At 65.9% G+C, this 19,232-nt stretch carries 19 protein-coding genes; 13 read left to right on the forward strand and 6 right to left on the reverse strand.

Going from position 1 to position 19,232, the window contains the following annotated elements:
- Positions 1–124 precede the first annotated feature (124 nt).
- Positions 125–2,845 (reverse strand): aconitate hydratase AcnA, encoded by a 2,721-nt coding sequence (acnA, locus tag BRAGE_RS0137865; protein ID WP_027561854.1) that lies wholly within the window; start codon positions 2,843–2,845, stop codon positions 125–127.
- A gap of 241 nt (positions 2,846–3,086) precedes the next feature.
- On the opposite strand from acnA, the gene ccmA reads away from it, so the two are divergent.
- From ccmA to BRAGE_RS0137890, 5 genes are all read left to right on the forward strand, one after another.
- Positions 3,087–3,689 (forward strand): heme ABC exporter ATP-binding protein CcmA, encoded by a 603-nt coding sequence (gene ccmA / locus BRAGE_RS0137870; RefSeq protein WP_027561853.1) that lies wholly within the window; start codon positions 3,087–3,089, stop codon positions 3,687–3,689.
- A 277-nt stretch (positions 3,690–3,966) separates the two neighbouring features.
- Positions 3,967–4,635 (forward strand): heme exporter protein CcmB, encoded by a 669-nt coding sequence (gene ccmB, locus BRAGE_RS0137875; RefSeq protein ID WP_027561852.1) that lies wholly within the window; start codon positions 3,967–3,969, stop codon positions 4,633–4,635.
- A gap of 92 nt (positions 4,636–4,727) precedes the next feature.
- A complete protein-coding gene (locus BRAGE_RS0137880; protein WP_027561851.1) occupies positions 4,728–5,513 on the forward strand; it encodes a heme ABC transporter permease in 786 nt (261 codons plus the stop codon).
- Positions 5,510–5,695, forward strand: a complete 186-nt coding sequence (gene ccmD, locus BRAGE_RS0137885; RefSeq protein WP_027561850.1) for a heme exporter protein CcmD — start codon at positions 5,510–5,512, stop codon at positions 5,693–5,695. Before BRAGE_RS0137880 ends, ccmD begins: the two co-directional genes overlap by 4 nt.
- Positions 5,692–6,285 carry a DsbE family thiol:disulfide interchange protein gene (locus BRAGE_RS0137890; protein WP_027561849.1) on the forward strand — a complete coding sequence of 198 codons (594 nt, stop codon included), beginning with the start codon at positions 5,692–5,694 and terminating at the stop codon, positions 6,283–6,285. Before ccmD ends, BRAGE_RS0137890 begins: the two co-directional genes overlap by 4 nt.
- 154 nt (positions 6,286–6,439) lie before the next feature.
- On the opposite strand, the gene BRAGE_RS0137895 is transcribed toward BRAGE_RS0137890, so the two are convergent.
- The gene (locus BRAGE_RS0137895) at positions 6,440–7,042 is read right to left on the reverse strand and encodes a septation protein A (protein ID WP_027561848.1); all 603 of its coding nucleotides are present in this window, start codon (positions 7,040–7,042) and stop codon (positions 6,440–6,442) included.
- A 3-nt stretch (positions 7,043–7,045) separates the two neighbouring features.
- Positions 7,046–7,993 (reverse strand): signal recognition particle-docking protein FtsY, encoded by a 948-nt coding sequence (gene ftsY, locus BRAGE_RS0137900; protein ID WP_027561847.1) that lies wholly within the window; start codon positions 7,991–7,993, stop codon positions 7,046–7,048.
- Between the two features lie 60 nt (positions 7,994–8,053).
- Between ftsY and BRAGE_RS0137905 the strand changes: the two genes are divergently transcribed.
- Together BRAGE_RS0137905 and BRAGE_RS0137910 are read left to right on the forward strand one after the other, a co-directional pair.
- A complete protein-coding gene (locus tag BRAGE_RS0137905) occupies positions 8,054–8,755 on the forward strand; it encodes an RluA family pseudouridine synthase (RefSeq protein ID WP_027561846.1) in 702 nt (233 codons plus the stop codon).
- A 153-nt stretch (positions 8,756–8,908) separates the two neighbouring features.
- Positions 8,909–10,018 carry a DUF2336 domain-containing protein gene (locus tag BRAGE_RS0137910; RefSeq protein ID WP_027561845.1) on the forward strand — a complete coding sequence of 370 codons (1,110 nt, stop codon included), beginning with the start codon at positions 8,909–8,911 and terminating at the stop codon, positions 10,016–10,018.
- Between the two features lie 196 nt (positions 10,019–10,214).
- Here BRAGE_RS0137910 and mtaB read toward each other — a convergent pair whose 3' ends face one another.
- Positions 10,215–11,468, reverse strand: coding sequence for a tRNA (N(6)-L-threonylcarbamoyladenosine(37)-C(2))-methylthiotransferase MtaB (gene mtaB, locus BRAGE_RS0137915; RefSeq protein ID WP_027561844.1), 1,254 nt, complete (start codon positions 11,466–11,468; stop codon positions 10,215–10,217).
- Positions 11,468–12,343, reverse strand: coding sequence for a diaminopimelate epimerase (gene dapF / locus BRAGE_RS0137920; RefSeq protein ID WP_027561843.1), 876 nt, complete (start codon positions 12,341–12,343; stop codon positions 11,468–11,470). The genes mtaB and dapF overlap by 1 nt, the downstream gene beginning before the upstream one ends.
- Before the next feature lie 225 nt (positions 12,344–12,568).
- Here dapF and BRAGE_RS53840 point away from each other — a divergent pair, with 225 nt between their 5' ends.
- Both BRAGE_RS53840 and BRAGE_RS0137930 read left to right on the forward strand, forming a co-directional pair.
- Positions 12,569–13,336: a GyrI-like domain-containing protein gene (locus BRAGE_RS53840; RefSeq protein ID WP_027561842.1), complete on the forward strand. Its 768-nt coding sequence runs from the start codon at positions 12,569–12,571 to the stop codon at positions 13,334–13,336.
- A gap of 5 nt (positions 13,337–13,341) precedes the next feature.
- On the forward strand, positions 13,342–14,043 hold the full coding sequence (locus BRAGE_RS0137930; RefSeq protein WP_027561841.1) for an SIMPL domain-containing protein: 702 nt from the start codon (positions 13,342–13,344) through the stop codon (positions 14,041–14,043).
- Positions 14,044–14,260: 217 nt separating this feature from the next.
- Here the strand turns inward: BRAGE_RS0137930 and BRAGE_RS0137935 are convergent, their stop codons facing one another.
- Positions 14,261–15,325, reverse strand: a complete 1,065-nt coding sequence (locus BRAGE_RS0137935; RefSeq protein WP_027561840.1) for an MBL fold metallo-hydrolase — start codon at positions 15,323–15,325, stop codon at positions 14,261–14,263.
- A 446-nt stretch (positions 15,326–15,771) separates the two neighbouring features.
- On the opposite strand from BRAGE_RS0137935, the gene ffh reads away from it, so the two are divergent.
- From ffh to trmD, 4 genes are all read left to right on the forward strand, one after another.
- Complete coding sequence (ffh, locus tag BRAGE_RS0137940) at positions 15,772–17,319, forward strand: signal recognition particle protein (protein WP_027561839.1); 1,548 nt, start codon at positions 15,772–15,774, stop codon at positions 17,317–17,319.
- An 85-nt stretch (positions 17,320–17,404) separates the two neighbouring features.
- Positions 17,405–17,737 (forward strand): 30S ribosomal protein S16, encoded by a 333-nt coding sequence (gene rpsP, locus BRAGE_RS0137945; RefSeq protein ID WP_027561838.1) that lies wholly within the window; start codon positions 17,405–17,407, stop codon positions 17,735–17,737.
- Between the two features lie 9 nt (positions 17,738–17,746).
- Positions 17,747–18,295, forward strand: a complete 549-nt coding sequence (gene rimM, locus BRAGE_RS0137950) for a ribosome maturation factor RimM (protein WP_027561837.1) — start codon at positions 17,747–17,749, stop codon at positions 18,293–18,295.
- A 117-nt stretch (positions 18,296–18,412) separates the two neighbouring features.
- Positions 18,413–19,168, forward strand: a complete 756-nt coding sequence (gene trmD / locus BRAGE_RS0137955; protein ID WP_027561836.1) for a tRNA (guanosine(37)-N1)-methyltransferase TrmD — start codon at positions 18,413–18,415, stop codon at positions 19,166–19,168.
- The last annotated feature ends 64 nt before the right edge of the window (positions 19,169–19,232 follow it).

Here is a 19,232-nt window from a genome sequence, read left to right on the forward strand (position 1 = left end):
GGGATTTCCGCCGGGCGGGCCCATCTGAAGCATGCCGCAAACGCGCGAAGGCGGCCTTGTGATAGGCCGCCTTCGTTTAACCTTCTACTCACGTCGCAGTGAGCCACCGTTCACAAATTCGCGCTTAGGCCGCGAGCTTGCGCAGCACGTAGTGCAGGATGCCGCCGTTCCGGTAGTAGTCGAGCTCGTCCAGCGTATCGATGCGGCAGAGCAGCGAAACGCGCTGCAGCGAGCCGTCACCGGAGACGATCTCCGCGGTCAGCTTCTGGCGCGGCTTGAGGTCGCCGACGAGGCCACGCAGCGTGACCTTCTCGTCGCCTTTCAGGCCCAGCGACTGCCACGAGGTGCCTTCCTCGAAGGTCAGCGGCAGCACGCCCATGCCGACCAGGTTGGAGCGATGGATGCGCTCGAAGCTCTGGCAGATCACGGCGCGAACGCCGAGCAGACGCGTGCCCTTCGCAGCCCAGTCGCGCGAGGAGCCGTTGCCGTATTCGGCGCCGGCGAACACGACGAGCGGCACCTGCTCCTGCTGATACTTCATCGCGGCGTCGTAGATCGACATCTGCTCGCCGTCGGGCCAGTGCTTGGTCAGGCCGCCCTCGGGGATGTTTCCATCCGCGCCCTTGAGCATGAAGTTCTTGATGCGGATGTTGGCGAAGGTGCCGCGCATCATCACTTCATGGTTGCCGCGGCGCGTGCCGTACTGGTTGAAGTCGGCGGGGCGCACCTGGTGCTCGCTGAGATATTTGCCGGCGGGCGAGGTCAGCTTGATCGAACCGGCCGGCGAGATGTGGTCGGTGGTGATCTTGTCGCCGAACATCGCGAGGATGCGCGCCTCGACGATGTCGGTGACCGGCTCCGGCTCCTTCTTCATGCCATCGAAGTAGGGCGGGTTCTGCACGTAGGTCGAAGACATGTTCCAGCGATAGGTCTCGCTCTCGACAGTCTTGATCTTGCGCCAGTTGGTGTCGCCCTTGAACACGTCGGCATACTTCTTCTTGAAGATCGACGCGGTCACGAACTTCTTCATGAAAGCGTTGATCTCCTTCGTCGTCGGCCAGATGTCCTTGAGGTACACCGGCTTGCCGTCCTTGCCTTCGCCGAGCGGCTCGACGGCGAGGTTCTTGGTGACGCTGCCCGCGAGCGCATGCGCGACGACCAGCGGCGGCGAGGCGAGATAGTTCGCCTGCACGTCCGGCGAGACGCGGCCTTCGAAGTTGCGGTTACCGGAGAGCACGGCCGCGGCGACGATGCCGTTCTCGTTGATCGACTTCGAGATCTCCTCCGGCAGCGGACCGGAATTGCCGATGCAGGTGGTGCAGCCAAAGCCGACGAGATTAAAGCCGACCTTGTCGAGATCGGCCTGCAGACCGGAATCGGCGAGATAGCCCGCGACCACCTGGCTGCCCGGGGCGAGCGAGGTCTTCACCCACGGCTTGGCCTTGAGGCCCTTGGCGGCAGCGTTGCGAGCCAGGAGGCCTGCGCCGATCAGCACGCTCGGATTCGAGGTGTTGGTGCAGGAGGTGATGGCGGCGATGACGACGTCGCCATGACCGATCTCGTACTTCTTGCCTTCGACGGCGAAGCGCTTGTTGGGCTCCTCGGCTTTCTTGTACTCGGTGCCGAGTGCGAGCGAGAAACCTTCGGCGACCGACGGCAGCGCGATGCGGCCTTCGGGACGCTTCGGGCCGGCCATCGACGGCACGACGTCGGCGAGGTCGAGCGTCAGCGTTTCCGTGAACACCGGATCAGGCGACTTGGCGGTGCGGAACAGGCCCTGCGCCTTGGCATAGGCTTGCACCAGCGCGACACGCGCCGGCGCGCGGCCCGAGGTCTTGAGGTAATCGATCGCAGCGGCGTCGACCGGGAAGAAGCCGCAGGTCGCGCCGTATTCGGGCGCCATGTTGGCGATCGTCGCCTTGTCGGCGACGGAGAGATTGTCGAGGCCCGGGCCGAAGAATTCGACGAACTTGCCGACCACGCCGAGCTTGCGCAGCATCTGCGTCACGGTCAGCACGAGGTCGGTCGCGGTGACGCCTTCCTTCATCGCGCCCTTCAGCTTGAAGCCGACGACGTTGGGCAGCAGCATCGACAGCGGCTGGCCGAGCATGCAGGCTTCCGCCTCGATGCCGCCGACGCCCCAGCCGAGAACGGCGAGACCGTTGACCATGGTGGTGTGGGAGTCGGTGCCGACCAGCGAGTCAGGATAGGCGACCTCGAAGGTGCCGGTCTTCTTGCCGACCGTCATCTTCTCCTTCTTGGTCCAGACCGTCTGGGAGAGATATTCGAGATTGACCTGGTGGCAGATGCCGGTGCCGGGCGGCACGACGGAGAAGTTCGAGAATGCCTTCTGGCCCCACTTCAGGAACTCGTAGCGCTCCTGGTTCTGCTTGTACTCTTCAGTGACGTTCTTGGCGAAGGCCTTGTTGTCGCCGAAGAAGTTCACGATCACGGAGTGGTCGATGACGAGATCGACCGGCACCAGCGGGTTGATCTTCTCGGCATCGCCGCCGAGCTTCTGCATCGCGTTGCGCATCGCGGCGAGGTCGACGACGGCCGGAACGCCGGTGAAGTCCTGCATCAGCACGCGGGCCGGGCGGAAGGCGATCTCATGCTCCAACGACTTCTTGCGCAGCCACTTCGACACCGCGACGACGTCTTCCTTCTTGACCGAGCGGCCGTCCTCGTTGCGCAGGAGGTTCTCGAGCAGGACCTTCATCGAATAGGGAAGTTTCGAAATTCCCTTCAGACCATTCTTCTCGGCCGTGGGCAGGCTGTAATAGACATAGGTCTTGGCGCCGACCTTGAGGGTCTTTTTGCATTTGAAGCTGTCGAGCGAGGTCATGTAGGAAATCCCAATTGTTAGTTATACCCGGCAGGGTATTTTAACACCGTCAGCATAGCAGGCTGGGTCGCTTGCAGGGGCAGGTTGAGTTGCTGCATCAAGTAGTTCCGGGCTTATAGAAGCTTTCTAACCGCGCCGCCACAGCCACAATCGAACCCAGCAAGTCGCGAGCCAAAAATTCTGATGCGCTACCCCAAGTTTTCCTGAGGCCCAGCGTTTGGACGGGTTGATACCAGGCAAGATGCAGCTGTCCGGGCGAGGGGTCACCTGCGTGCGCGGCGGCCGCGAGGTGTTCGCCGGGCTCGATTTCGAGGCCGTCGCCGGCGAGGCCGTGGCGGTGGTCGGCCGCAACGGCTCGGGCAAGACCTCGCTGCTGCGGCTGATCGCCGGCCTGCTCGTTCCGGCTGGCGGCACGATCATACTCGACGGGGGCGACGCCGACATGACGCTGCCCGAGCAGTGTCACTATCTCGGCCATCGCGACGCCCTGAAGCCGGCGCTGAGCGTGGCTGAAAATCTGGCATTCTGGGCTGATTTCCTGGGCGGCGAGCGCCGCGACGCGGCTGAAAGCCTCGCCATTGTCGGCCTCGACCACGCCGCCCATCTGCCCGCAGCCTTCCTGTCCGCGGGCCAGCGCCGCCGGCTGTCGCTGGCCCGGCTGCTGACGCTGCGACGGCCAATCTGGCTGCTGGACGAGCCGACCAATGCGCTGGATGTCGCCGGCCAGGAGATGTTCGGCGGCCTGATGCGAGAGCATCTGGGGCGCGGCGGGATGATCGTCGCGGCGACCCACGCGCCGCTGGGGATCGAGGCGCGGGAGCTGCGGATCGGGGGGACGGCGTGAGGCGGCCTGACCCTCAGCTTTCCAAGCGGCCGGGCGCCGCTCTCTCCGTTCCCTCCCCCCTTGCAGGGGAGGGTCAGGAAGAGGGGTGCCGCACCGCACAGCCTCTCGGTTCTGGCGTTGGGGAGGCGAGCGCATTGCTGTTTGCAATCCGCCCCTCAAAGGCATCTCGCCCGAGGCTACCCCTCTCCCCCTCCCTCCCCCGCAAGGGGGGAGGGAGCGCGGTTTGCCTGGGGCGCGAGCCGGGCTCCCATGGCCGCCGCACCGCCGGAGCCACCCCATGACCGCCCTCGCCGCCCTGATCCGCCGGGACATCAGGATCGCGCTCCGCGTCGGCGGCGGGGCGCTGATCGGCGTGCTGTTCTTCCTGACCGTCGTCGTCCTGATGCCGTTCGCGGTGGGACCCGATCTGGCGCTGTTGTCGCGGCTCGGACCTGCCATCCTGTGGCTTGGCGCACTGCTGGCGAGCCTTTTGACGCTCGACCGGCTGTTCATGGCCGACCATGAGGATGGCTCGCTCGACCTGATCACGATGAGCCGGACCCCGCTGGAACTCGCCTGCGCGGCCAAGGCGCTGGCGCATTGGCTGGCGGCGGGGCTGCCGCTGATTGTCGCAACCCCCGTGCTGGGCCTGCTGCTCAACCTCGACATGGTCGCAACCGGAGCCGTGGCACTGACGCTCTTGGCCGGCACCCCGGCGCTGACCTTCACCGGCATGATCGGCGCGGCGCTGGCGGTGACGCTGCACCGAGGCGGGCTCCTGATGGCGGTGCTGGTGCTGCCGCTGTCGATTCCCGTGCTGATTTTCGGCGTTGCGGCCTCGCAGGCTGCGATCGTCGGCCCCATGACCTTCGGCGCGCCGTTCTCGATCCTGTGCGCGCTGTCGCTGGTCAGCCTCGTGATCGGCCCGTTCGCGGCCGCTGCAAGCCTGCGGCATGGGCTCGACTGACCATGGCTCGGCCGGCCTTGACCCCGATCAACTTTCGGTACGCACTTTTATGCTGATTGCGTGAGCGCCGACCTGTGATTAATCAGAAGACCATGACGCTGATCGACCTTGCCAATCCGACACGGTTCCTCGCGCTGACGGCGCGGCTGCTGCCGTGGCTCGCGGGTGCAACCGTCATCCTGCTCGCGATCGGTCTCTATCAATCGGCGCTTGCACCCGACGATTATCAGCAGGGTGCGACCGTCAAGATCATGTTCATCCACGTTCCCAATGCGTGGCTGTCGATGTTCGTGTGGGGCGTGATGAGCATTGCCTCGCTGGGCACGCTGGTGTGGCGGCATCCGCTTGCCGACGTCGCCGCGAAGGCGGCAGCGCCGATCGGCGCCAGCTTCACCTTCCTCGCGCTGCTCACGGGCTCGCTGTGGGGCCGGCCGATGTGGGGCACTTATTGGGAATGGGACGCGCGACTGACCTCGGTGCTGATCCTGTTCCTGATGTATCTCGGCCTGATGGCGCTGTGGCGCGCGGTTGACGATCCCTCGCGCGCGGCGCGTGCCGCGGCCGTGCTGACGCTGGTCGGCGCGATCAATCTGCCGATCATCAAGTTCTCGGTCGACTGGTGGAACACGCTGCACCAGCCGGCCTCGGTGATGCGCATGGGCGGCTCGACGCTCGACAAATCCTTCCTGGTCCCGTTGCTGGTGATGGCGGTCGCGTTCACGCTGCTGTTCGTCACGCTGCATCTGGCTGCGATGCGTAACGAGATTTTGCGCCGGCGCGTCCGCTCGCTGCAGATGATGCAGGCGAGCCGCATCGCGTTTTCGAGCGAGTTAAGCCCCGGTTCGCGTGAGGAAAACGCGTCAAAAGGGGCTGCCTGATCATGTCGCTCGGCCCCTACGCGTCTTTCATCGTGACGTCCTATGCGGCAGCCGCCCTCGTGGTCGCGATCTTGGTCGGCTGGATCGTGCTCGACTATCGCAGCCAGACCGAACGGCTACGCGAGCTTGACCGCAGCGGCGTCACCCGCCGCTCGGGCCGCAGCGCGACGGACTCACGATGAGCGATCAAACCACATCCACGGCCCCGCAGCGCCGCACCTTCCTGATGGTGCTGCCGCTCATCGCCTTCATCGCCCTGGCGCTGTTGTTCTGGTTCCGGCTCGGCAGCGGCGATCCCTCACGGATTCCCTCCGCATTGATCGGTCGTCCCGCGCCGCAGACCACGCTGCCGCCGCTCGAGGGACTACAGACCGGCAATGCGCAGGTGCCGGGGCTCGATCCCGCCGCATTCAAGGGCAAGGTCAGCCTCGTCAATGTCTGGGCGTCCTGGTGCGTGCCCTGCCACGACGAGGCGCCGCTGCTGACTGAGCTGGCAAAAGACAAGCGCTTCGAACTCGTCGGCATCAACTACAAGGACAGCGCCGATAACGCGCGCCGCTTCCTCGGCCGCTACGGCAACCCGTTCGGCCGCGTCGGCGTCGACGCCAACGGCCGTGCCTCGATCGAATGGGGCGTCTACGGCGTGCCGGAGACGTTCGTCGTCGGCCGCGAGGGGACGATCGTCTACAAGCTGGTGGGGCCGATCACGCCGGACAATTTGCGGACAGTGCTGCTGCCGCAGATGGAAAAGGCGTTGAAGGCGGGGAGCTGACGCTGGCCTCGCGCCGCGTACTCGACTGTCATCGCCCGACTTGATCGGGCGATCCAGTATTCCAGAGACGTCAGTCGTATACGGAGAGGCCGCGGCGTACTGGATGCCCCGGTCAAGCCGGGGCATGACAGCGGTATGCGGAGCGACGCTTCGCTTACCCCTTCCTCACATCCCCCGCTTCCGCCTCGCTCGCCTCCAGCGAGGCCGGCTCGATCCCGTAGCGCTTGGTCAGCGGCATCTGGGCGAGGGCGAAGATCATGGTGATCGTGGTGACGCCGAACACCTTGAAGTTCACCCAGAAGTCCGTGCTTTGCGTGCGCCAGACGATCTCGTTCAGCACCGCCATGCCGGCGAAGAACAGCGCCCAGCGCAGCGTGAGGATGCGCCAGCCCTGCGGCGTCAGATTGAACATCTGGTCGAACATCACGGCGATGAAGGAGCGGCCGAACAAGAGGCCGCCGCCGAGGATCGCGGCGAACAGGCCGTAGATGATGGTCGGCTTGACCTTGATGAAGGTCTCGTCGTGCAGCACCAGCGTCAGCGTGCCGAACACCAGCACGATGACGCCTGTGACGATCGCCATGATCGGGATGTGACGCGTCACCACATAGGACGCGATCATGGCCGCGACGATCGCGACCATGAAGGCGCCGGTGGCGGCGAACAGGTTGAACTTCGCATTGACGAAGAAGAACACGAGCAGCGGTCCGAGCTCGGTCGCAAGCTTGAACAGCGGGTGCGGCTGGGTCTTGTCCATTCGTCAGCTTTCGATTCCGGCGATCGCGCGGGCGAAATCGCGCGCGGTGAACGCGGCGAGATCGTCGACGCCCTCGCCGACGCCGATGAAATGCACCGGCAGTTTGAATTTCTCCGCGAGCGCCACCAGGATGCCGCCACGCGCGGTGCCGTCGAGCTTGGTCATCACGAGGCCGGTGACCCCGGCGGTGCGATGGAAGGCCTCGACCTGCGACAGCGCGTTCTGGCCCACGGTGGCGTCCAGCACAAGCAGCACGGCATGCGGCGCAGTGTCATCCACCTTGCGGATCACGCGCACGACCTTCTCGAGCTCGTTCATCAACTCGGCCTTGTTCTGCAGGCGCCCGGCGGTGTCGATCAGGAGCACGTCGATGCCCTGCTCTTTCGCCGCGGTCAGCGCGTTGAAGGCGAGGCTCGCCGAATCCGAGCCCTGCGCGCCCGCGATAACAGGCGTCTTGGTGCGCTCGCCCCAGACCTTGAGCTGCTCGATGGCGGCGGCGCGAAACGTGTCGCCGGCGGCCAGCATCACCTTGCGGCCTTCGGAGGCGAATTTCTGCGAGAGCTTTCCGATGGTGGTGGTCTTGCCGGAGCCGTTGACGCCGACCACGAGGATGACGAACGGCTTCTTGGCCGTATCGATCACGAGCGGTTTTGCCACCGGCGCCAGCACCTTCTCGACCTCGGTCGCGACGACGTCCTTGACCTCGTCCGCCGAGATCGCCTTGTCGTAACGACCCGTGCCGACGGCCTCTGCGATCCGCACCGCGACCGACGTGCCGAGATCGGCGCGCAGCAGCACGTCCTCGATGTCGTCGAGCATGGCGCGGTCGAGCTTGCGCTTGGTGACGAGATCGGCGACCGCGGTCCCGAGCGAGGACGAGGTCCGCTTCAGCCCGTTGGACAGGCGGCGCCACCAGCTCAGCTTGGGGGGATCTGACGTGGTATCGTTCATGGCGGGGGTGTGTTAGCCGTTCCGGCTGCCAAACGAAAGTCTTGACCGAAAGTCCTGCGATTGCTCGATGTTCCCCAATTGACCGCCGACGAGATCCTGGCCCGTGTGCTCCACCGCGACGGCCTGATGCTGATCATCGACAAGCCGGCCGGTCTTCCCGTGCATCGCGGCCCCAAGGGCGGCCCCAATCTGGAGGATTCCTTCGACGCGCTCCGGTTCGGCCTGCCGCGGCCGCCGGTGCTGGCCCACCGGCTGGACAAGGACACCTCCGGTTGCCTCGTGCTCGGCCGCCATCGCAAGGCGACGGCGTCGCTCGGCCTGCTGTTCAAGCACGGCAAGATCGGCAAAACCTACTGGACCGTGGTCGAGGGCGGCCCCACCGAGGACGAAGGCACCATCGACATGCCGCTCGGCCGGCTCAATGCCGAGCGCGGCTGGTGGCAGAAGCCGGATCCGGACGGGCAGAAGGCGATCACCAACTGGAAGGTGATGGGCCGGGGCGACGGTTTCACCTGGCTCGCCATGGAACCGGTGACCGGGCGGACCCATCAATTGCGGGTGCATTCGGCCGCATCCGGCTGGCCGATCTTCGGTGATAACATTTACGGCAACGGCCCGCGCTTCGGCGAGCCGAAGCTTCACCTGCATTCCCGCGAGATCGTGGTGCCGATCTCCCGGAACAAGGAGCCGGTCCGCGTGGTCGCGCCCGCCCCGCCGCATATGCATGAGAAGCTCAGGGCGTGCGGGTGGAACGGGGAATAGCGGCGCTGTCGCTTAACCTCTCCCGCTTGCGGGAGAGGTCGCGCCGAAGGCGCAGGTCATTGCCCATGGTTTACGAAACCTTCAGCGCGCCTCTAATGATAGCGGTTGCTTAGAACAAGCTTCCGTCAATCCGCTCAGGACGAGCCGCGCGTCATGTCCAAGGCCGAGCTATCGATCATCGACGAGGTCGAATCCGCAATCCGGATGGGCTCGGCGGAAAAGGGCCTGGAAACCGCCCGGCGCGTCACCGACCTGTTCCTCTCCTCCGCCGGCAGTTTCGACGACGAGCAGATCGCGCTGTTCGACGACGTGCTCGAGCGCCTGATCCGCACCATCGAGCTGCGCGCCATTGCCGACATCGGCGCGCGCGTCGCCCTCGCCGAGATCAGCGCGCAGCTCGCGCCGATCGCGCAGGCGCCGCCCTCCGTGATCCGCCGCCTCGCCAACAACGACGAAATTCGTATCGCCGGTCCCGTGCTGCAGGAATCCGCGCGCCTCGACGATGGCGAGCTGGTCAGGATCGCCTCCAGCAAAAGCGAGCCGCATCTGCTCGCGGTCGCCGGACGCTGGTGGCTGAAGGAGATCGTCACCGACGCGCTGCTGGCGCGGCGCTATCCCAGCGTCAGCCGCCGCCTCGCCGCCAATCCGGGTGCGCGCGTGTCGGGCAACGGATTTGCCATCATCGTCGGACAGGCCGAGGGCGATCCCGAGCTCGCCGTCAATGTCGGCGTCCGCGTCGATTTGCCGTCGGAGCTGCGCCGGCAATTGCTGCGCTCGGCAACGGATGCGGTGCGCACCCGCCTGCTGTCGCGCGCGCCGCCGCATCTATTCGAGGAAATCCAGAGCGCGATCACGGCCGTCACCGTCGGCGTCGAGCGCGAGATGTCTGCAGTCCGCGACTTCGAAGGCGCCAAGCGGGCGATCGCCAATCTCAAGGCGGCCGGCCAGCTCAACGAGGCGACGCTGCTCGGCTTCGCCACGCAGCGGCGCTATGAGGAGACCGTCGCGGCGCTGGCCGCGCTGTCTGGCTCGACCGTCGAGGTGATTCGCCCGCTGATGCAGAGCCTGCGCGACGACGGCCTGCTGGTGCCGTGCAAAGCGGCGCAGCTCCGCTGGGAAACCACGGCCGCCGTGCTCGAAAGCCGCTATGCCACCGGCGCGATGAAGTCGGCCGACCTTGCCAGAGCGCAGGGGCATTTTGCGCGGATGACGCCGGAGAACGCGCGGCGGACGCTGCGGTTCTGGCAGGTCAGGGCGCAGTAGGGCGCGCTGCACCCTCGGTGTCGTCCCTGCGAACGCAGGGACCCATAACCACAGGGAGAGGTTTGGCGACGACTAGCCGTTGCTCTGCTTCGTTGGGACAAGCACCGTTTTCGACCGATAGATCGCGCGGTATGGGTCCCTGCGTGCGCAGGGACGACGTTGAGGATAGAGCGCGGCGAAATTCCTCGCAGCCGGATTACGCGGTCAGCCGCTCACCATCACTGCCGGCGATCCTCAGCGGCACGACGCTCCCCACACGCTCGCCCGCGACCGCCACCGGCAGATAATGCTCCGTCCGCCCCTGCCCGTCGCTCTCGATCAGCACCTCGCGCGTTGCGCCGATCTCGGCTTGCAGCCTCCGACGCAGGGCCACTTCACCGGCTGCACGCAGCCGCTTCGCGCGCTGCTTGATCGCACCACCCGCGACCTGCGGCATGCGCGCGGCCGGCGTGCCGGGGCGTGGCGAGTACGGGAAGACGTGCAGGAAGGTGAGGCCGCATTCCTCGACGAGATCGAGCGAGCGCGAAAACATCTCCTCGGTCTCGGTCGGAAAGCCCGCGATGACGTCGGCACCCAGCGCAATGTCCGGGCGGAGGCGGCGGACCTGTTCGCAGAACGCGATCGCTTGCTTCCGCGAATGCCGCCGCTTCATGCGCTTCAGGATCATGTCGTCGCCTGACTGTAGCGATAGATGCAGATGCGGCATCAGCCGCGCATCGTCGGCGATGGCATCGAGCAGATCGCTGTCGGCCTCGATCGAATCGATCGAAGAGATGCGCAGGCGCTTCAACTCCGGCACATGCCGCAGGATCTGCTTGGTCAGCATGCCGAGCTTTGGTGCGCCCGGCAGGTCCGTGCCGTAGCTGGTGAGATCGACGCCGGTCAGCACGATCTCGGCATGACCGCGCTCCGCCAGCGTCCGGACCTGATCGACCACCGCGCCCATCGGCACCGAGCGCGAATTGCCGCGGCCATAGGGGATGATGCAGAAGGTGCAGCGATGGTCGCAGCCGTTCTGCACCTGCACGAACACGCGCGGCAGGCCGCTCGCAAAGCCGTCGATCAGATGCGGCGCCATCTCCTTGACCGACATGATGTCGCTGACGGCGATCTTTTGGCTGGCGTCGATGTCGAACGCGTCGCGGGTCTGGCGCCACGCATCGCTGCGCAGCTTGTCGTCATTGCCGACGACGCGATCGACCTCGACCATCTCGGCAAACATCGCGCTTTGCGTCTGCGCCGCGCAGCCGGTGACGACGATGCGCGCCGAGGGGCGCTCACGCTTCAGCTTGCGAATCGACTGCCGCGCCTGCGCCACCGCTTCGTTGGTGACGGCGCAGCTGTTGATGACGATGGTGTCTTCGAGGCCCGCGCCCTCGGCCTCACGGCGGATCACCTCGGCCTCGAAGGCGTTGAGGCGGCAGCCGAAGCTGACGACGTCGACGGCCATTACCCGACCGGCGCGAACAGCGCCGGATCGAAATTGCCTTCATATTCGAAGGTCGCCGTGCCGGTCATCAGCACGTGGTCGTCGCGCTCGCGCCATTCGATGCCGAGCTTGCCGCCGGGCAGCGTAATCTCGACATTGCGCTCCGCGCGCTTCAGCCGCGCAGCAGCAACGGCAGTCGCGCAGGCCGCCGAACCACAGGCCCGAGTCAGCCCTGCACCGCGCTCCCAGGTACGGATGGTGATGTGCTCGCGATCGACGATATGTGCCAGCGTGATATTGGCGCGCTCGGGGAAGATCGGGTGGTTTTCCAGTAGCGGACCGAAGCGGCCGAGGTCGTAAGCGTTGACGTCGTCGACCCAGAACACCGCGTGCGGATTGCCCATGCTCACGGCCGAGGGCGAATGCAGGATCGGATTGTCGATCGGCCCGATCTGCAATTCGATGTAGCGGGTATCGCGAAACTCCTCAGCGAGCGGAATGTCCTGCCAGCCGAATTTCGGCGCGCCCATGTCGACGGTGTAGAGATCGGGCGCCGGACCCTGCCAGGCATTGAGAAGGCCGGCCGCGGTCTCGAACGTCGCCGTGGTCTGGCCGGTCCTCTCGAAGATCCGCCGCACCACGCAGCGCATGCCGTTGCCGCAGGCGCCGGCCTCCGAGCCGTCATTGTTGTAGATGCGGATGAAGGCCTCGGTGCCATCGAGCCGCGGCTTCTGCAGCACCATGAGCTGGTCGTAGGGCACGCCGCCTTGCGCGGACGCCACCGCGCGGGCATCGTCCGGCGTCACCGGCGAGGCAGAATCGCGCATGTCGACAACGACGATCTCGTTGCCGATGCCGTTCATCTTGGCAAATGCGTGGTTGGCCAGCGCGCTCATGAAAATTCCCGAATTTCGCCTGCCTTATATGGCGATCCTTACCGGCTTGGCCAGCCATTTGGCGCCGGCCAGGGTGGCCTGCCAGGTGAACTGCCATGACGCATCTGTCATGGGACGAATTTGGCGCTCGCGTGTTAGAACGGCGCGACTCGCGCGGACCGGGACACGCGGGCGGGCACAAGGGTGGATTTAGGCCTTGGTACACAAGGCCTTGGGGAGAATAAAATGATCAGGTTTCGTCGTCTCGCTCTGGCCGCGCTGATCCCGGCGGCGGCCATGTCGATTGGCCTGTCCAGCGCGCCGGCGCAGACCCCGAGCCCGGTACCGGCCGCATCAGCAAGTCCCTCGCCGGCCCCGTCGGCTTCGCCCGCCCCGGCCGCAAGCGCTTCGCCCGCGCCGGCGGCAAGCCCGTCGCCGGCGGCGAGCGCCTCGCCGGCCCCCGCGGCGACGCCTTCGCCCGCGGCCAGCGCCTCACCCAGCCCGGCAGCCCCGCCGCCCGCAGCCTCCGCCACGCCCGCCCCGGTGCAGACCGCCGACCCGTTCGGCCAGGAGACCACGCTCGAGGCCAAGAAGGTCGTGATGGTCAAGGGCACTGCCAATTGGGACTCGGCCTTCGACACCCTGATCGACGCATTCAAGGCGCTGAACACGCTGCTGGACAAGCAGGGCATCAAGGCATCAGGCAATTCGATGATCGTCTACACCTCGACCGACGACACCGGCTTCACCTTCCTCGCCGAGATTCCGGTCGAGCAGGATCCGAAGAACCTGCCCAAGGACATGAGCATCGGCAAGTCGCCGGAGGGCAAGGCGCTGAAATTCGTCCATCGCGGCTCCTACGACAACATGGACAACACCTATGAGGCGATCACCAATCACCTCGACGACAAGAAGCTGGAAGCCAAGGACACCTTCATCGAGGAGTACCTCACCGATCCCCTGAAGACGGCCGAGGACAAGCTGGTGATCAACGTGTTCGTGCCATTGAAGTGAGAGAGATGAAGAAGCCTGCCGTACTCGCCGCCGCTTTCGCCGCCACGCTGCTGGCAACGCCTGTGCTGGCCGACGATTTCCCCTCCGCCATCTCGGTAAGCGGCGAAGCCCATGTTTCCGCGGCACCGGACCTTGCGCAGATCGATGCCGGTGTCGCCAACGACGCCAAGACGGCGAAAGAGGCCTCCGATGCCAACAACGCCGCGATGGGCAAGGTGCTGCTGGCGCTGAAGGGCGCCGGGATCGCCGAGAAGGACTACCAGACCTCGCGCCTGTCGCTGCAGCCGCAATACGGCCAGAACAAATCCACCGGCGCCTCTCCTGTCGTCGGCTTCCGCGCCTCTAACCGCGTCACGGTGAAAATTCGCGACGTGACCAAGGTCGCCGGCATCATCGACACGCTGGTCAGCGCCGGCGCCAACGACATCGGCAACATCTCGTTCGAGGTGACGCAGGCCTCGAAGCTGCTCGACGATGCGCGCGAGCAGGCGGTGGCCGACGCGCGCCGCAAGGCCGAGATCTACGCCAAGGCCACCGGCGTGACGCTGGGTGCGCCGCTGAGCGTCTCCGAAGGCAGCGGCCCGGTGCCGCTGTTCAAGGCGCGGATGGCGACAGCGCCGATGGCGGCCCCCGCCGCGGTCGCGCCGGGCGAGGAGACGCTGTCGGTGACGGTGAATGTGAGCTGGGCGATCAAGCCGAAAGAGTAGCGGACGTAAGAGGCTCACGGCTCAACACAACAACGGTGTCGTCCCCGCCTAGTGCGCAATTGCGCACGGGCGCGGGGACCCATAACCACGGGGAGTGGTTGTGACGCGCAAGCGGTAACTCCGAGCCCTCGCCAAACTCCGCCCTGTGGTTATGGGTCCCGGGTTCGCGACTTCGTCGCGCCCCGGGACGACAGCGGAGAATGACGCCAAATCTCTGCTAAATCTCCACCACCTGCCCCGGCTTCATCGCGACGAACCGCTCCTGCGGAATCTTCGCGGCATCGAGCGCTTCCACCAGCGCTTTCGCCGGCGCATCGATCGCTTCGTCCGTCAGCTGGAACGTGCCGTGATGATGCCCGAGCGCGGCTTGCGCGCCGCAATCGGCCAGCGCTTTCACCGCGTCTTCCGGATTCATGTGCTGGTCGCGCATGAACCAGCGCGGCTCGTAGGCACCGATCGGCAGGATCGCGAGGCGCAGCGCCCCATGCTTCTCGGCGACGCTGCGAAAATGCCCGCCATCACCATAGCCGGAATCGCAGACGACATAGATTTTCCCGGCCGGCGTCTCCAAGACAAAGCTCGCCCACAGCGCCTTGTTGCGATCGAACACGCCGCGCGCGGTCCAGTGCCGGGTCGGCACCAGATGCACGGCAACGCCTTCGCCGAGCTCGACGCGATCGTGCCAGTCGAAGGCTTCAGCCTTGATGGTGCGATCGAAGCTCCGCATCGCCACGTCGTTGCCGAGCGGGGTGACCACGCGCGGGGCAAAATTCTTGGCAAGCCGCGACAGCGTCACGATATCGAGATGGTCGTAGTGCCCGTGCGAGACCAACACGACGTCGATCTTCGGCAGCTTCTCGAAAGCGATGCCGGGATCATTGTGCCGCTTCGGCCCCGCCCAGGCGACCGGCGAGACCCGCATCGACCAGACGGGATCCACCAGGATGTTGAGTCCGCCGGTCTGGATCAGCCAGCTGGCATGGCCGACGAAGGAGAGCCGCACCTTGTCGCCATCGACCCGCGCGGGCGGGATGTCGGCATGGGGGCTGGGGACCCAGTCCGGCCAGGTCTCACGCTTCCGGCCGCCGCCGAACTGCCAGCGCAGGACCTCGCCGAGCGATCGTGGCGACGCCCCGTTGGGATCGAAGAAGTGCAGGCCGTCGAAATGATCGGAGACGGGACCGTCATAGGTTTTCATACGGGACATCCAAACGGGCGGAACGCCGACCAGCGCGCCGGCCCCGGCCAGCACTCCGAACAGGCGGCGGCGGGTGATGCGCACGGGCGGCTTCAGCGATGATAGCGGAGGGAAGTCATGACCGGCTATATGGGCGGGACCGCCGAAAAAGGAACCCATCGCCGGAAGTGGCCAGATTTCAAGGCCTTATTTCAGGATTCGGCCCTGGCAAGGGCGCCTGGGCACCCTAACTTTCCTTGACTTTTGGGCGGGAGCGGCGTTTAACCCCGCCACTTTCTCGGAAAGGCTTTCTTTTCGACCCGCCGACCGGCCCTGGAGGCCGGAGGTCAACGCCCGACAGCGCTGTGCGCCCTCGGGCGCAAAGGTGTTTGGACTTTCTCTCCCTCGCCCCGCTCTTGCGGGGAGAGGGTCGGGGTTGGGGCTCTCTCCGCGCGTGATGCGCGTTGATGGTCCCGTACCCCCTCACCCGCCGCTCAAGGGCGCGGCGACCTCTCCCCGCAGGCGGGGAGAGGTAAAAAAGGACAACGGCATTGTTCGACAATCTGTCGGAACGGCTTGGTGGCATTCTCGATCGTCTGACGGGGCGCGGTGCGCTGACCGAAAAGGACGTCGACGCCGCGATGCGCGAGGTGCGCCGCGCGCTGCTGGAGGCCGACGTTGCGCTCGAAGTGGTGCGCAGCTTCACCGAGCGCGTCCGCGAGCAGGCGATCGGCGCCACCGTCGTCAAGTCGGTCACCCCCGGCCAGATGGTGGTCAAGATCGTCCATGACGAGCTGGTCAACACGCTCGGCGCGGAAGGCCAGACCATCGACGTCAATGCCGTGCCGCCGGTGCCGATCATGATGGTCGGTCTGCAGGGCTCGGGTAAAACGACCACCACCGCAAAGCTCGCCCGCCGCATGGTCCAGCGCGACAAGCGCAAGGTGCTGATGGCCTCGCTCGACGTCTACCGTCCGGCGGCGATGGAGCAGCTGGCCGTGCTCGGCCGCGACCTCGACATCCCGACCCTGCCGATCGTAGCGGGCCAGCAGCCGCCGCAAATCGCCAAGCGCGCGCTGGAAGCCGGCAAGCTTGGCGGCTACGACATCGTGCTGCTCGACACCGCCGGCCGCACTACACTCGACGAAGAGATGATGGCGGAAGCAGCCGCGATCAAAGCTGCGGCGAATCCGCACGAAGTGCTGCTGGTTGCGGACTCGCTCACCGGCCAGGACGCGGTGAACCTTGCGCGCGCATTCGATCAGCGCGTCGGCCTCACCGGCATCGTGCTGACCCGCGTTGACGGCGACGGCCGCGGCGGCGCCGCGCTCTCGATGCGCGCGGTCACCGGCAAGCCGATCAAGCTGATCGGCACCGGTGAAAAGACCGACGCGCTGGAGGATTTCCACCCCGATCGTATCGCCGGCCGCATCCTCGGCATGGGCGACGTGGTCTCGCTGGTCGAGAAGGCTGCGGCGAACATCGACGCCGAAAAGGCCGCGCGCACCGCCGAGCGCATGCGCAAGGGTCAGTTCGACCTCAACGACATGCGTGAGCAGCTGCTGCAGATGTCGAACATGGGCGGCATCAGCGGGCTGATGGGCATGATGCCCGGCATCTCCAAGATGAAGAACCAGATCGCGGCCGCCGGCATCGACGACAAGATCTTGAAGCGCCAGGTCGCGATCATCGATTCCATGACGCGCGACGAGCGTCGTCATCCCGACCTGCTGAAAGCAAGCCGCAAGAAGCGCATCGCCGCAGGCAGCGGCCAGAGCGTCGAGCACGTCAACAAGCTCTTGAAGATGCACCGGAACATGGCTGACGTGATGAAGGCCATGGGCTCGGGCAAGCGCGGCCCGCTCGCCGGCATCGCGCAGGCGATGGGCTTTGGCGGCGGCATGAAGATGCCCTCGCCGGAAGAGGTGAAGGCGCTGCAGGAGAAGATGCAGAGCGGCGGCGGACAAGGCCTGCCGAATTTGCCGAAGGATTTGCCGGCCGGTCTTCGCGGCGGCCTGCCCAACCTTCCTGGACTGACCGGGCTGAGCGGCAAGCCGACGCTGCCGGGCCTCGGCGGTTTCCCGGGCAAGAAGAAATGAGGAATTCGTCGCACGGGATCGCATCGGTCTCGCGTGACGCGGAATACCAATCAACCGAACAAAACGTACTTTGAAGGAGAACTGAATGTCCGTCGTTATCCGCCTCGCTCGCGCAGGCACCAAGAAGCGTCCCGTCTATCACGTCGTCGTCGCCGATTCGCGCTTTCCCCGCGATGGCCGCTTCATCGAGCGTCTCGGCTATTTCAATCCGCTGCTGCCGAAGGACAACGAGACCCGCCTGAAGCTCGACATGGAGAAGGTGAAGTCCTGGCTCGCCAAGGGCGCGCAGCCGTCGGACCGCGTGATGCGTTTCCTCGACGCCGCCGGCGTCAAGAAGCGCGAAGCGCGCAACAACCCCGAGAAGGCCGTGCCGCGCAAGGAGCGCAAGGCGCAGGCCGAAGCCGCCGCGAAGGCCTAAGGCCAGATCATGTCGGCGCTGGTCTGCGTCGCGCGGATCGGCGCCGCGCATGGTGTGCGCGGTGCGGTCAAACTATGGACCTTCACCGAAGATCCGTTTGCCGTGCGCCGCTACGGTCCGCTTCTCGCCAAGGACGGCAAGCGCCAGTTCGAGGTCGCAACGGCGCGCGAGGCAAAAGATCATCTGGTCGCGACGTTCAAGGGCGTCACGACCCGCGATGAGGCCGAGCGCCTCAACGGCATCGAGCTTTACGTTCTGCGCGAAAAGCTGCCCGCGACGGACGAGGACGAATATTACCATACCGATCTGATCGGGCTCGCCGCCGTCACCACCGACGGCGACGCGCTCGGCCGCGTGCTCGCGATCCATAATTTCGGCGCCGGCGACATCATCGAGATCGCGCCGCTCAAGGGGCCGACCATGCTGCTGCCGTTCTCGAACGCCGTGGTGCCCGAGGTCGACCTCAAAGGCGGCCGTGTCGTGATCGCGCTGCCGCAGGAGATCGAGGGCGATGATCAGGACGCCCCGAGTCGTCCTCGCGAAAGCGGGGACCCATAACCACGAGACGTGGTTTTGGCTAAGCTGGTGGCCCCGATCATCGCAAAACGAACTGCGGTGGTTATGGGTCCCGGGCTCGCGCTTCACGCGCCCGGGGACGACGAGAGTTGAGAGACCATGACAACCCCCTCACCCTGGCGCGCGACGGTGCTGACGCTGTTTCCGGAGATGTTTCCGGGGCCGCTCGGCGTGAGCTTGGCCGGCCGGGCACTCGCCTCCGGGCTGTGGGAGATCGAGGCGCGGGACATCCGGGCCTCCGCGACCGACCGGCACCGGAGCGTCGATGACACGCCTGCCGGCGGCGGACCGGGCATGGTGCTGCGGGCGGATGTTCTGGCGGCGGCGATCGATGCCGCCGAGATCGCTCCGGATCGGCCGCGTTTGCTGATGAGCCCGCGCGGTCGGCCGTTGACCCAGGCCCGCGTGGCCGAGCTCGCACAGGGGCCCGGCCCCCTGATCGTCTGCGGGCGGTTCGAGGGGATCGACCAGCGAGTGATCGATGCGCGGGGCCTCGAGGAGGTCTCGATCGGCGATTACGTGCTGTCTGGGGGCGAAATCGCAGCCCTGGCCCTGATCGACGCCTGCGTCCGGCTGCTGCCGGGGGTGATGGGCAAGGAAGCTTCGGGAACAGAGGAGAGCTTTTCCGACGGCCTGCTCGAATACCCCCAATACACCCGGCCGCAGCTGTTCGAGGGGGTTCCGATCCCGGAGGTTCTCACCTCGGGCGACCATGCCAAGGTCGCTAGCTGGCGGCGGGCGCAATCCGAGGCTCTAACCGAGGCCCGGCGGCCGGATTTATGGGCCCAAATCCCGCCCAAGCCCCCGAATCGGCCCCGTCGCCAAAAAACGCCAAAAAACAAGACAGACGGGTGACAAACGCTCCGGCTTGCCTTATAGGAGCGGCCACATCCGCAATGGCTGGATAAACGAATTTCGC

This window comes from Bradyrhizobium genosp. SA-4 str. CB756, from assembly GCF_000473125.1.
GTDB lineage: Bacteria > Pseudomonadota > Alphaproteobacteria > Rhizobiales > Xanthobacteraceae > Bradyrhizobium > Bradyrhizobium arachidis.

What these genes read in the sequence shown, in the direction of transcription:
- BRAGE_RS0137880 (WP_027561851.1), top strand. Translation starts at nt 4,728, where the DNA reads ATGACGCTGATCGACCTTGCCAATCCGACACGGTTCCTCGCGCTGACG.
- mtaB (WP_027561844.1), bottom strand. Translation starts at nt 11,468, where the DNA reads ATGGCCGTCGACGTCGTCAGCTTCGGCTGCCGCCTCAACGCCTTCGAG.
- BRAGE_RS0137890 (WP_027561849.1), top strand. Translation starts at nt 5,692, where the DNA reads ATGAGCGATCAAACCACATCCACGGCCCCGCAGCGCCGCACCTTCCTG.
- ftsY (WP_027561847.1), bottom strand. Translation starts at nt 7,993, where the DNA reads ATGAACGATACCACGTCAGATCCCCCCAAGCTGAGCTGGTGGCGCCGC.
- dapF (WP_027561843.1), bottom strand. Translation starts at nt 12,343, where the DNA reads ATGAGCGCGCTGGCCAACCACGCATTTGCCAAGATGAACGGCATCGGC.
- BRAGE_RS53840 (WP_027561842.1), top strand. Translation starts at nt 12,569, where the DNA reads ATGATCAGGTTTCGTCGTCTCGCTCTGGCCGCGCTGATCCCGGCGGCG.
- BRAGE_RS0137930 (WP_027561841.1), top strand. Translation starts at nt 13,342, where the DNA reads ATGAAGAAGCCTGCCGTACTCGCCGCCGCTTTCGCCGCCACGCTGCTG.
- BRAGE_RS0137895 (WP_027561848.1), bottom strand. Translation starts at nt 7,042, where the DNA reads ATGGACAAGACCCAGCCGCACCCGCTGTTCAAGCTTGCGACCGAGCTC.
- trmD (WP_027561836.1), top strand. Translation starts at nt 18,413, where the DNA reads ATGACAACCCCCTCACCCTGGCGCGCGACGGTGCTGACGCTGTTTCCG.
- acnA (WP_027561854.1), bottom strand. Translation starts at nt 2,845, where the DNA reads ATGACCTCGCTCGACAGCTTCAAATGCAAAAAGACCCTCAAGGTCGGC.
- ccmB (WP_027561852.1), top strand. Translation starts at nt 3,967, where the DNA reads ATGACCGCCCTCGCCGCCCTGATCCGCCGGGACATCAGGATCGCGCTC.
- rpsP (WP_027561838.1), top strand. Translation starts at nt 17,405, where the DNA reads ATGTCCGTCGTTATCCGCCTCGCTCGCGCAGGCACCAAGAAGCGTCCC.
- rimM (WP_027561837.1), top strand. Translation starts at nt 17,747, where the DNA reads ATGTCGGCGCTGGTCTGCGTCGCGCGGATCGGCGCCGCGCATGGTGTG.
- BRAGE_RS0137910 (WP_027561845.1), top strand. Translation starts at nt 8,909, where the DNA reads ATGTCCAAGGCCGAGCTATCGATCATCGACGAGGTCGAATCCGCAATC.
- ccmA (WP_027561853.1), top strand. Translation starts at nt 3,087, where the DNA reads ATGCAGCTGTCCGGGCGAGGGGTCACCTGCGTGCGCGGCGGCCGCGAG.